This is a genomic window from Streptomyces silvisoli (genome assembly GCF_029269905.1).
Taxonomy (GTDB): domain Bacteria; phylum Actinomycetota; class Actinomycetes; order Streptomycetales; family Streptomycetaceae; genus Streptantibioticus_A; species Streptantibioticus_A silvisoli_A.
Map to the genome: position 1 here is coordinate 102,609 of NZ_JARJBC010000021.1, position 12,744 is coordinate 115,352.

General features: G+C 72.3%; 6 protein-coding genes and 1 pseudogene. 6 read left to right on the forward strand and 1 reads right to left on the reverse strand.

Translation table 11 applies throughout. From position 1 onward, the window contains the following. Positions 1 to 344 precede the first annotated feature (344 nt). From P3G67_RS27850 to P3G67_RS27870, 5 genes are all read left to right on the forward strand, one after another. The gene (locus tag P3G67_RS27850) at positions 345 to 3,584 is read left to right on the forward strand and encodes an FtsK/SpoIIIE domain-containing protein (RefSeq protein WP_276095941.1); all 3,240 of its coding nucleotides are present in this window, start codon (positions 345 to 347) and stop codon (positions 3,582 to 3,584) included. A gap of 132 nt (positions 3,585 to 3,716) precedes the next feature. Beyond that, positions 3,717 to 5,087, forward strand: a complete 1,371-nt coding sequence (locus P3G67_RS27855; protein ID WP_276095942.1) for an ABC transporter substrate-binding protein — start codon at positions 3,717 to 3,719, stop codon at positions 5,085 to 5,087. Positions 5,088 to 5,093: 6 nt separating this feature from the next. Continuing rightward, positions 5,094 to 6,449: a carbohydrate ABC transporter permease gene (locus P3G67_RS27860; protein WP_276095943.1), complete on the forward strand. Its 1,356-nt coding sequence runs from the start codon at positions 5,094 to 5,096 to the stop codon at positions 6,447 to 6,449. After that, the gene (locus tag P3G67_RS27865) at positions 6,446 to 7,321 is read left to right on the forward strand and encodes a carbohydrate ABC transporter permease (protein ID WP_276095944.1); all 876 of its coding nucleotides are present in this window, start codon (positions 6,446 to 6,448) and stop codon (positions 7,319 to 7,321) included. The genes P3G67_RS27860 and P3G67_RS27865 overlap by 4 nt, the downstream gene beginning before the upstream one ends. Positions 7,322 to 7,436: 115 nt before the next feature. Further along, positions 7,437 to 9,836 (forward strand): bifunctional glycosyltransferase/CDP-glycerol:glycerophosphate glycerophosphotransferase, encoded by a 2,400-nt coding sequence (locus P3G67_RS27870; RefSeq protein WP_276095945.1) that lies wholly within the window; start codon positions 7,437 to 7,439, stop codon positions 9,834 to 9,836. A 16-nt stretch (positions 9,837 to 9,852) separates the two neighbouring features. On the opposite strand, the pseudogene P3G67_RS27875 reads toward P3G67_RS27870, so the two are convergent. Next, positions 9,853 to 10,878, reverse strand: a pseudogene (locus P3G67_RS27875) (acyltransferase family protein); the annotation flags it as partial. Between the two features lie 297 nt (positions 10,879 to 11,175). Here P3G67_RS27875 and P3G67_RS27880 point away from each other — a divergent pair. Then, on the forward strand, positions 11,176 to 12,717 hold the full coding sequence (locus tag P3G67_RS27880; protein ID WP_276095946.1) for a hypothetical protein: 1,542 nt from the start codon (positions 11,176 to 11,178) through the stop codon (positions 12,715 to 12,717). Positions 12,718 to 12,744: the final 27 nt, after the last annotated feature.

Genomic DNA, 12,744 nt, shown 5'->3' on the forward strand with positions numbered 1-12,744 from the left:
TGCCGAGCCGCCGTACCGGTCCGTGCTCTGTGGGACCGACGGCGTGACGGCCGTGACATGGGGCTTCTGGCTAGGACGCGACGGACCGGCGATCGGTTGCCCGGCAGCCGGGCACTCCTGTGTGAACGTCCGGGCCCGCATCCGCGTTCACCACGGGACGAGGTTTTCGATCCCGGCGGTGATCGAAATACGTCCGAAACGCACCGGTCGCCGACCGTTCAAGATCGTTATACGGGCCGCCGGGGGCGGAGTGTCAGTGGCAGGTGGGAGGATGCCTCCCGTACGACGCGGTGGGGGACGGCGCCCCTGCCGGGCTTCTCGGGTGAGAAGGGACGCGGACGACGATGCAGATCCGGCTGACCGTCCTGGGGCCGCGCGGCGGCCGTGCCTGTGACGTGCTCGTGACCGCTCCGGCGGACACGGCGCTCGGCACGGTGGCGGGCGCACTCGCGGCCAGTGTCGGATCCGGGCAGCCGGTGCGCTCGTCCGGCTCCGCGGTGGCGCTGTACGCGGGAGCGGAACGACTCGATCCGCAGACCGCGCGGCTGGGCATACCGCCTCTGGTGGACGGCGCGGTGCTGTCGGTGCACACCCCGGCCGAGCCGGAGCACGACGATCCGGAAGCCGCCGCCCGCCTCCAGGTGGTCGGCGGCCCCGACGCGGGCGGGGTGCACCTGCTGCACGGCGGCCAGGTGCGGATCGGCAGATCGCTGGAGGCCGACGTACCGATCGACGATCCGGACGTCTCCCGGCTGCACTGTGTGGTGACGGTCGACCCCGGCGGCCAGATCACGGTCGCCGACCTGGGCTCCACCAACGGCACCCGGGTCGACGGCCGCCCGGTGGACGACCGCCCGGTACCGCTGCCGCCCGGCGCGCTGCTGCGGATCGGCGAGTCCACGCTCCGGCTGGATCCGGCCGACGGCCCGCCCGCGGGCCTCGTCGTCGTGCCCGACAACGAGGGGCACCTCCAGGTCGTCCTGCCGTCCCCCACGGGGTACGGAACGGGGTCCTACGCGCGGGTACCCGCGCCCCGCGGGCCGTTGGGCGGCTCCGGTTCCGGTCATGGAACCGGCCAGGGCGCGGACCCGACAGCCTCGGGCGGCCCGGCCGGCGCCGGTCAACCGCCCTCGCGCACAGGGGAGTTCGGCGCGGAACGCTCGGCGGCGGGCGGTGCCGACGAGGACGCCCGAACCGGCTCCCCGGAAACCGGCGTGAACCAGCCACGTGCCGCCGCCCCCGAAGCCCGCACCACCCACGCCACCGGCACCAGCCCCGGCGCCCGCCCCACCCAGCCTCCCGGAGCGGCGGCGGACGCCCCCGGCCCGGACAGCGCCGGAACCGGCACAACCCCCGCGCCCGACCCGGCGGAAGCACCCGCAACCGATCTCACCGCGCCCGAGGCGGACGCCCACACCTCCCGCGCCGCCACCCGCGATCGGCTGGCGGCCGTCGCGCGGGACGCGGTGACGCTGGCCGGGCGCGGCGGTGTGCTCGGGGAGGCCGCGGCCGCGCGCGGCGGGCTGTCCGGCGCCATAGGCGCCCTGGCCCGGCGGCTCGCCTCGGGCCGCGCCGCCGGACGCGGTGACCGCGCCCGTACCGGGCAGGACCGGCTGGCCGCCGAAGCCGCCGCGCTACGGGAGCGGGCGCCCGACCCGGCCGCCGTACTGGTGACCGCGCTGGGCCCGGGGCCACGGCTGTGGGAGCGCGGCTGCGACCACCCCGACGCGCTGGCGGTCCGGCTGGGCAGCACCGATCTGCCGACCGACGACGGGCCGCTGCCCTCGGTGCCGGTCACCGTCGGCCTGCGCGGCGCGGGCTCGCTGGGGATCGTCGGCCCCCGGCCGCGGCTGAGCGGCCTGGCCCGCTCGGTGGTGGCACAGCTGTGCGCACTGCACTCCCCCGCCGCCCTGGAACTGGTGCTGATCAGCGCGGACCGCTCACGGGGCGCGGACCAGCGGGCCGACGAGTGGTCCTGGCTGAACTGGCTGCCGCATCTGCGTCCGGCGCACGGCCAGGACTGCCGGCTGCTGCTCGCCTTCGACCGCGAGCAGGCCGAGGCGCGCACCGGCGAGCTGGCCCGAAGGCTGGACGAGGGGCCGCTGGGCACCGGCTGGCCCTCGGCGGAGCCGGAGGCGGTGGCCGCGTTGGCGGCAGGACGCTCCGGCCCGTACACGGTCGTGGTGGTGGACGGAGACCCCGGTTCCACCGCGCTGCGCGAGTCGGTGGCGCGGCTGGCGCACGCGGGCCCGGCCGCCGGGATCCATCTGGTCTGCCTGGCCGAGTCGGCGGACCGGCTGGCGGCCCGCTGCGGTGCGCTCGCCCGGTTGGAGGGCGATGTCGCGACGACCCTGGCGCTCACCCCGGACGGCCCGTCGCACGCGGTGGTGGACGCGGTGTCGGACGCCTGGGCCGAGCGGTTCGGGCGGGCGCTGGCGCCGCTGCGGGAGGCGGACGGCATGGGGCGCCGGGCGCGTAGCGCGCTGCCGGAAACCGCCCGGCTGCTCGACCAGTTGGACCTCGCGCTGGCCACCCCGTCGAAGATCTCCGCGCGCTGGACTGACGAACCCGCCGCGCCCCGGGCCGCGTTGGGGGTCGGGCCGGAGGGCACGGTCGCCGTGGACCTGGCCACCGAGGGCCCGCACCTGCTGGTCGGCGGCGCACCGGGCGCGGGCAAGACCGAGCTGCTGCGCTCGGTGGCGGCGGCGCTGGCGGCCGCCGCCCGGCCGGACCAGTTGGCGCTGGTACTGGTCGACGGTGCGCCAGAGCGCGGCGAGGGTCTGCGGGTCTGTACGGACCTGCCGCATGTCTCGACGTATCTGGCCGCCTCCGACCCCTCCCGTATGCGGGAGTTCGCCCAGGCGTTGACGGCCGAGTTGAAGCGCCGCGAGGAGTTGCTGGACGGCGAGTCCTTCGACTCCTGGCACGCAACGCACCGGTTCGCCGAGCGGTTGGCGGCGCCGCGCACCGACACCGGCGCGCAGCAGCCCTCCACCGAGGGCGCGGTGAAACTGCGCAGCAAGGCCGCCGCGGAACTGCCCCGACTGGTCGTCGTGGTGGACGACTTCGACGCGCTCACCGCCCCCGCGCTCGGCAGCCCGGGCCGCCCGGCGGCGGGCTCGGTGGTGCGGGCGGTGGAGTCGCTGGCCCGGGCCGGGGCCCCGCTGGGCGTTCATCTGGTGGTGGCGACCGGACGACCGGAGCGTACGGCGGGCACCGAGGCGGACGACCGCGCCCGGCTGAGGATCGCGCTGCGCACCGAGGACCCGGAGTCCGCGGCCCTGCTGGTGCATGTGGAGGAACCCGCCGCGCTGGCCGAACAGCAGCCGGGACGCGGGTACCTGCGCAGGCCGGACGGGGCGGTGACGCCGTTCCAGGCGGGCCGGGTCAGCGGACGGATCCCGCGCACCGCCACGCTGCGGCCCACCGTCGTACCGGTGGAATGGGAGCGGATGGGGGATCCGCCGACCCGGCGGCCGGTACGTGAACTGGGCAACGGGCCGACGGACCTGGCGCTGCTCGCCAGCGCGCTGCAACGGGCCGCGGAGTCGTCGGGGGCCGACGCACCGGTTCTGCTCGTCTGACGCGCCCGACTTCCCGTCAATTGCCTTACAACACGGTCACGATCGCCCCCTTGGCCGCGCGGGCGGCCTTGCGGGGGCTGAGCGGCGGGCGTACGACTGTCGCACGGTTCCGGCAGGCAGGGGGAGGGGCAGATGCGTACCTCGCGCACGGCTCATGCCGCGCTCGCCATCACGGCGGTGGCCGCGCTCGCACTCGGCGCCGCAGGCTGCGGCGGCGGTGGCGGCAAGAGCGACAACGGCGGCCAGTCACCGGGCACCGGCGGCAGCCGGTCCTCAGTGAAGCTGCCGGATCTGCACGGTCAGCACCTGGAGTTGGCCGCGGTGTGGACGGGCCCGGAACAGCAGAACATGGAGAAGGTGCTCGCCGAGTTCGAGAAGCGCACCGGCGCGTCGGTCACCTTCACACCGACCGGGGACAGTGAGTCCACCTTCCTCGGCACGAAGATCGAGGGCGGTCAGCCGCCGGACGTCGCGCTGCTCGCTCAACCCGGTGTGCTGGACCAGTTCGCGCAGAAGGGCTGGATCAAGCCGGTCAACGCCGATGTGCGGGCCCAGTTGGACGCCAACTACGTTCAGGGCTGGCAGAAGTTGGGCGCGTACAACGGCAAGCAGTACGGCGTGCCGTTCAAGGCCGCCAACAAGTCGCTGATCTGGTTCAACACGGCCGCCTTCCAGTCGGCGGGCGTCAGCGTGCCGAAGACCTGGGCGGATTTCCTCAAGACCGCCCAGACGATATCCGATTCGGGCATCCCTCCGGTCTCGGTGGGCGGTGCGGACGGCTGGCCGCTGACCGACTGGTTCGAGAACGTCTACCTGAGCCAGGCGGGCCCACAGAAGTACGACGAGCTCACGCAGCACAAGATCAAGTGGACCGACCCGTCGGTGAAGGACGCGCTGACCACCCTCGGCCAGCTTTTCGGTAAGGACCAGCTGCTCGCGGGCGGACATAAGGGCGCGCTCCAAACAGATTTCCCCAAGTCGGTCACCCAGACATTCACCGGCAACCCGCCCGGGGCGGCGATGGTGTACGAGGGGGATTTCGTCGCCGGGTTCATCGAGTCCGACACCAAGGCGAAGATCGGCACCGACGCCGAGGTCTTCCCGTTCCCCGCGGTCGGCGACGGCAAGCCGCCGGTGACCGTCGGCGCGGACATCGCGGTGGCCCTGAAGGACACCAAGGGCGCTCAGGCACTGCTGACCTTCCTGGCGACACCGGACGCGGCGAAGATCTGGGCGCAGCAGGGCGGCTTCCTCTCCCCCGACAAGTCCCTCGACCCGTCGGTGTATCCGGACGATGTGACACGGGGTATCGCCAAGGCACTGATCGATGCCGGGAACGACTTCCGCTTCGATATGTCGGACCAGGCCCCGGCGGCCTTCGGCGGCACCAAGGGCGAGGGCGAGTGGAAGGACCTCCAGGACTTCCTCGCCAATCCCAGCGACGTGGCGGGCGCGCAGAAGGCGCTGGAGGCCGATGCCGCCAAGGCGTACGGGAACGGCTGACCGGCGATGTCCGCCTCGATGGCCGCACCCGACGCGGCCGGTCCCGGCACGCCGTCGGCCGCAACGCCGCGCGCCCGCAGGGGACTTGTACGGCCCCGGCCCTGGGTGGCGGTGTTGTTCCTGCTGCCCGCGCTGGTACTGCTCGGCGCGCTGGTGGTCTATCCGATCGGCTACTCGATCGTGCGCAGCCTCTACGACGCGGGCGGCTCCGGCTTCGTGGGGATGCGGAACTACGGCACGGTCTTCTCCGACCCCGGGACCCTGACGGCGATCAAGAACAACGCGGTCTGGGTGGTGGTCGCCCCGTCGATCACCACCGCGCTGGGGCTGATCTTCGCCGTGCTCACCGAACGCGTGCGCTGGGGAACGGCGTTCAAGCTGGTGGTCTTCATGCCGATGGCGATCTCCATGCTGGCGGCGGGGATCATCTTCCGGCTGGTCTACGAACAGGACCCGAGCCAGGGCGTGGCCAACGCGGTGGTCGCCGGGGTCCACGACGTGTTCTCGCCCAGCTCGGTGTACCCGGGCGCCCGGCCGCGCCCCGGCGCCGATCTGGCGCCGAGCGGGGGCGGCTCGTACACCACCCGGTCCACGGCGCGGCCCGGAACCCCGGCGCTGCTGCCGCTGGTCGGCATCCCGGAGACGAAGCTGCCGCCCGGCGCCGAGCAGGCCGCACCGCCGCACGGCGGCGGCATCACCGGCACGGTGTGGCTGGACTTCCATCCGGGCGGTGGCGGCCGGCCCGGCGTCATCGACCCCGGTGAGAAGGCCCTGAAGGGCGTCACCGTGCAGGCGGTCAGGGGCGGGCGCGTGGTGGCGTCCGCCAGGACCGCGGCCGACGGCACGTTCACGCTGCCCGCCGCCGCGGCGGGCGCCCGACTGCGGCTGCCCGCTTCGAACTTCGCGGCGAAGTACGGCGGCGTCGACTGGCTCGGCCCGACGCTGGTGACCCCGTCGATCATCGGCGCCTATGTGTGGATGTGGGCGGGCTTCGCGATGGTGCTCATCGCGGCCGGGCTCGCCGGTGTGCCACGGGAACTGCTGGAGGCCGCGCGGGTGGACGGCGCCAACGAGTGGCAGGTGTTCCGCAGGATCACCGTGCCGCTGCTGGCACCGGTACTGGCCGTGGTGCTGGTCACGCTGATGATCAACGTCCTGAAGATCTTCGATCTGGTCTACATCATCGCCCCGGGCGCCACCCAGAACAACGCGATGGTGCTGGCCCTGAAGCTGTATCTGACCTCCTTCGGCGGCGGCGACGACCAGGGCGTGGGCAGCGCCATATCCGTCCTGCTGCTGCTCCTCGTACTGCCCGTGATGGTCTTCAACATCCACCGGATCAGAAGGGAGCGACGCCGGTGACCACCGCCCCGGTACGGCGCACACCGGCCCTGGCGGCCCGGCTGGCCAGCCGGGCGGGCGGCGGCCTGCTGCGTGTCGCGCTGATCGTGATCGCGCTGTTCTGGCTGCTGCCGACGGTCGGCCTGCTGCTCTCCTCGTTGCGCGGCAACGCCGACATCGCCACCTCCGGCTGGTGGCGGGTCCTCACCGCCCCCTCACAGCTGACCCTCACCAACTTCCGTACCCTGCTGGGCAATTCCGCCATCACCCACTCGCTGCTGAACACGCTCTACATCACCGTCCCGGCCACCGTGCTGGTGGTGGTGATCGGTGCGCTCGCCGGATACGCGTTCGCCTGGCTGGACTTCCGGGGGCGCGACTGGTGGTTCCTGGCCGTGGTCGGACTGCTGGTGGTGCCGGTGCAGATCGCGCTGATCCCGGTGGCCCGGCTCTTCGGCGACATCGGGATCTTCGGCTCGATCACCGGTGTGGTGCTGTTCCACACCGCCTTCGGCCTGCCCTTCGCGATCTTCCTGCTGCGGAACTTCTTCGCGGAGATCCCCCGCGAGCTGCTGGAGGCGGCCCGGCTGGACGGAGCGGGCGAGGTACGGATCTTCAGCACCGTGGTGCTGCCGCTGGGCGGCCCGGCCATCGCCTCGCTCGGCATCTTCCAGTTCCTGTGGGTGTGGAACGACATGCTGGTGGCTCTGATCTTCGCCAACAGCGACTCGGCGCCGATCACCGTGGCGTTGCAGCAGCAGGTGCGGCAGTTCGGCAACAACATCGACGTCCTCGCCCCCGGCGCGTTCGTCTCCATGGTCATTCCGCTGGTGGTGTTCTTCGCCTTCCAGCGCCAGTTCGTCTCCGGCGTCATGGCGGGCGCCGTCAAGTAGCCGCCAGGCGTGGCCCGTTGGCGGGGCGGTCCGGATCCGGGCGGCCCCGCCGAGTGCGGCGGGGGCCGTAACCGGGCAGGGACCTGAGCAGTTTCCTTCCTGGAAGGGATGTGCCGTGACCCGCTTCAGCGTCATCGTTCCCGCCTACCAGGTCCAGGCGTACCTGTCCGAGTGCCTGGAGTCCGTGCTCGCCCAGGAGTACCCGGACTTCGAGGTCATCGCCGTCGACGACCACTCGCCGGACGGCTCCGGCGAGATCATCGACGACTTCGCGGCCCGTGACCGCCGGGTGGTCCCCGTGCACCTGCCGCGCAACCGCGGCCTCGGCCCGGCCCGCAACGCCGGGATGGCCCGTGCCAGCGGCGACTACCTGTTGTTCCTCGACGGCGACGACACCTTCGCGCCCGGCGCCCTGCGCGCCATCGCCGACCGGCTCCGGCACACCGGTGACCCCGATGTGCTGGTCTACGACTACGACCGCACGTACTGGACCGGCGAGGCGCGGCGCAACGCCCTGTCGCACCACCTCGGCCAGTCGGGCCCCCCGGTGTTCACCCTCGACGACCGCCCCGAACTGCTGCGGCTGTTGATGATCGCCTGCAACAAGGCGTACCGCCGCGAGTACATCGCCCGGCTGGGCCTGACGTTCCCCGCCGGCTTCTACGAGGACACCCCCTGGACGTACCCCACGCTGCTGGCCGCCGAGTCGATCGCGGTGCTCGACCAGGTCTGCCTGCACTACCGGCAGCGCCGGCGCGGCAACATCCTGTCCACCACCAGCCGCCGCCACTTCGACATCTTCGACCAGTACGACCGGGTCTTCGCCTTCCTCGACGAGCGCCCCGAACTGACACGGTGGCGACCGGTCCTGTTCGAGCGGATGCTGGACCACCTGGGCACGGTCCACAACACGCCCGGCAGGCTGCCGCGTTCGGCCCGCGCCGAGTACTTCCGCCGCTGCCGCGCGCAGTACCACCGCCACCGCCCGGCCCAACCGCACCCGGCGGCGTCCCGGCGCGGCGCGGTGCGCTATCTGCTGACCAGACTCGGCGCCGGACGGACCTACCGACTGCTGTGGCGCGTCGACCAGTTGGGCCGGGCGGCGCGCGACGCGGCCCGGGCGGCGTACCGGAAGCTGCGGGCGGGGCTGCTCCTGGCGCACTACCGCCTCCAGACGCACCGCCGTATCGACCCCGGCCTGGCGGTGTTCGCCGCCTACTGGAACCGCGGCTACTCATGCAACCCCGCCGCCATCGAGGCCGCCGTCCGCCAACTGGCCCCGCGCATCCGTACCGCATGGATCACCACCCCCGAGTTCGCGCACACCCTGCCTGAGGGCGTACGACGGCTGCACCCCGGCTCCGCCGCCTACTGGACGGCGCTGGCCCGTGCCAAGTACCTGGTCAACAACGTCAACTTCACGCACCGGCTGGTCAAACGGCCCGGCCAGATCCACGTACAGACCCACCACGGCACACCGCTCAAGCACATGGGCCTGGACCTGCGGGACTATCCCGCCGCGGGGGCGGGCACCGACTTCGAGCGGCTGATGACCCACGCGGACCGCTGGGACTACGTGCTGTCCGCCAACCGCCACTCCACCTTGGTGTGGGAGCGCGCCTACCCCGCGTCCTACACCACCCTGGAGTACGGCTATCCGCGCAACGACGCCCTGTACCGCGCCAGCGCCGACGACGTCCTGCGGATCCGCGACCGCCTCGGTATCACCACCGGCACCACCGCCCTTCTGTACGCCCCCACCCACCGCGACTACCGCCGCGGCCAGCTCCCCCTACTGGACCTCGGACGCCTGGCCCGCGCCCTCGGGCCGCGGTTCGTCCTGCTGGTCCGCTCCCACTACTTCTACCAGCAGCCACTGACAACGGCCCCGGCCGACGACGCGGCCACCGTCATCGACGTCTCCGGGCACCCCTCGGTCGAGGAACTCTGCCTGGCCGTGGACGGGTTGCTCACCGACTACTCGTCCGTCATGTTCGACTACGCCAACCTGGACCGGCCGATCGTCGTCCACGCCGGGGACTGGGCGGCCTATCGGGCGGCCCGCGGCACGTACTTCGACATCACCGCCGAGCCGCCGGGCATCGTCGCCGAGGACGAGGACGCGTTGATCGAGGCGTTCACCAGCGGCGCCTGGTGCGGCCCGCGCGCCGCCGAACTGCGCGCCGCGTTCCGGGCCCGCTTCTGCCGCTACGACGACGGTCACGCCGCGGAGCGGGTGGTCCGGCGGGTGTTCCTGGGGGAGCGGCAGGCGGACGGCGTACCGCCGGTGCTGCCGCTTTCGGACCGCACCCCGGCCCCGCCGCCCGGCGCGTGCGCCAACGGCGGTCAGCGGACCGCTCAGCGCTCCGCTGAGGGCAACGGGCCGATCGGTCTCAGCGGCCGAACACCTGGCGCGGACGGCGGAACGACGGCTCCACTGCCCAGCGCGCGATCTTGCGCACCGGCGGCGTGGTCAGCAGCAGCGCCAGCGCGACCGCCCCGACCGTCAACGTGATGACCGCGGGCGGCCCGGAGTTGGCCACCAGGTCGTACAACCCGTTCGCCTGCGCGGACTTCACGATCAGCCCGTGCAACAGGTACGGGTACATGGTCACCGTGCCCAGGGCGGTCAGCCACAGGTGACGGGCGGGCACCAGCGCCAGCGCCGCGCCGACCAGCACCGCGCCCACGGCGAACAACGCGGCCCTGATGGCCACGTACTCCACTGCGCCGACGTGCAGATCGGTGGCGCCGTACTCCATGGACAGCCAGTCCGCGTTGGCGGTGGGCGCCAGGATGTACGCCACCGGCAGGGCGATGACCAGCGCCGCGGCGGCCCACAGCCGTACCGCGCGGCGCCGCAGCCAGCGGAAGTGCTCCGGCTTCATCAGCAGGCCCGCCACGAACCACGGCAGGAACTGCAGCACGCGGGAAAGCGCCAGATCGGTACTGACGTTCGTCAACCCGGCGACCACCGAGACCAGCACCGACACCAGCAACGGCTGTGGCATCGCCCGCCACACCGGCGTGGTCAACCGCCACACGAACAGCGCGATCAGGAACCAGCACAGGTAACTGGGGTAGGTCAGATCCATCTTGAACGGATGACCGTCCGCCTCGGCGACCACCGCCAGATAGAACGTCTCGAAGATCAGGTACGGCACCAGGACCGTCTTGATCAGTTTGCGCACCTGGTCGGGGCGCGCCTCGAAGCTCCGCGAGAAGTACCCGCTGAGCAGGATGAACGCGGGCATGTGGAAGGAGTAGACCACCAGGTACGCGGCCTTGACCGCCCGTGTGTGGCTGATCAGCGGATACCAGTTGTGACCGATGACGACCAGGACCACCAGCAGGAACTTCGCGTTGTCGAAGAAGGGGTCACGCTGCGGCCTTGTTCCGGCCGCCGTGGCGGGCCGCGCCGGGGAGTCCACCTCCGGTGCCTCGGAGGCTGATCCGTTCTTCTGCAAAGTGTCGGCTGTGGTCACTGTGAAGACGCTAGTGAGCACCCCACCCCCGTTCGCAAGGGGGCGGGCCCGGATAACCCCTACGGGTGACATGACTCATACGACTAATCAGGCCATTCGGAGGTAACGGACGGGCTCTCGAAACCGGCGCATCCGTCAATCCGCCCTATTGAGTGACCGGTGGACGACGCGCCGAAACCTGGGGGAATCCCTCCCTCCCGGGCCGGGCGGACACCCGGCCCGGGCCGGGCGCCGACCGAAACCCGGCCGACCGTGAAACCGACCACCTGCCGTTGGCTGGCGGCGGCCCGTTCGCCTCCTGCCCGTAACCCGCGCGCGGTCATTGTCGGTGGGCGCCGCGACGCGCCCCGAGGACGTGCGGGAGGGTTCATGGCGGGTGTGTTGACAACGGACGGCGGCAGTACGGGCGCCAGGCGGCGGGAGCCGCGCGCGGGCGGTGCCGCCCGGCTGACGCGCTGGCGGCCAAGCCCCTACGCCCTGGCCGCCACGGCCTTCCTGGTCCTGATCACCGTCCTGGCCTGGCGGAACAACATCATCTCCGACTTCGGCCAGCACGCCTCGGCGATCGACCGGATCAAGGCCGATCCGCTGCACCCGGCGAACCCGCTGATCGACGTCTCCGGCGACAACAGCCCGTACTACTCGCCGCTGATCGTCCTGCTCGGCCTGATCGCCAAGGTGACCGGGCTGGCGGGCTGGCAGGTCCTCAAGGGATGGGCGCCGGTCAACCTGGCCTTCTTCCTGGCCGGTGTCGCCGCGTTCTCCCGCACACTGAGCAGGAACCGCTGGGTTCCGGTGCTGGCGCTCGCCGCACTGATGCTGCTGTGGGGGATCCGGCCGGCGGCATGGAGCGGCTTCCTCAACCCGGGCGCGCTCACCCGGAACGTGACGTTCCCCTCGACCTTCGCGATCGCGCTGACCCTGCACACCTGGGCGCTGACCGCGCGGGCCGCACGCGCCCGAGCGGGGCTGCTGACGCACGCCGTGATCGGGGTGTGCATGGGACTGATCCTGCTGATCCACCCGATCACGTCCATCGGCGCGGCGGCCGGGATCGCCGCAATCGTCATCGGCTGGCAGCGGAACTGGGACCGCGCGGTCGCCGCCCGCTGGGCGCTCACCGTCGCGGTGGCCGTCGTCCTGGCCGTCGCCTGGCCGTACTACGACGTCTTCGCGCTCGCCGGGGACACCACCGTCGACAAGTTCCACAAGCAGCTGTACGGGCGGCGGCTGATCACCTGGTACGGGCTGAGCCTGGTCGGGGTACCCGCGTTGTGGATGCGCTTCCGGCGGCACCGTCTGGACCCGCTGCCGTTGCTGTGGCTGGCGGACATCGCCATCGCGGCGTACGGCTGGTTCAGCGGTCGCTACACCTACGGGCGGATCTTCGGGCTGCTGCTCGCTCCCCCGCAGTTCGCCCTGGCCGTGGAGCTGGTGCGGGCCCGCCCGTGGGGCCTGGCCCGCAGGGCGATGGCGGCGGTCGCTGCCGGGGCGGCGGCGATCGGGCTGGCGGTGCAGACCGGCTCCATCGTCCAGATCCCCCATCTGCAGCACCTGGCCACCTGGCCCAGCTACCGCTGGGCGAGCGACCACATCCCCGTCCGCGATGTCGTCCTCAGCGACGACTACCGCGCGACCCACGTCCTGCCCGCCTACGGGATCTTCCTGGTCTCCGGCGCCTGGCCCGACCCATCCCTGCCCGTAGCCGTCCGCAACCGCCGCAGCCACGACGTGCGCGTCTACTTCTCCCCCCACGCCACCCCAGCCGTCCAGCACCTGGTGGCCACCCGCTACCACGCCACCTGGGCCCTGCTGGACCACGGCCAGCCCCTCCCCGCAGGCGGCAAGCTGGTCGCGACAAGCCCGCAGACGGGCGAACGACTGGTACGGCTGACCCCAACACCCCACTGAACCCCGGGAGTTGGGACACCCCCCGGC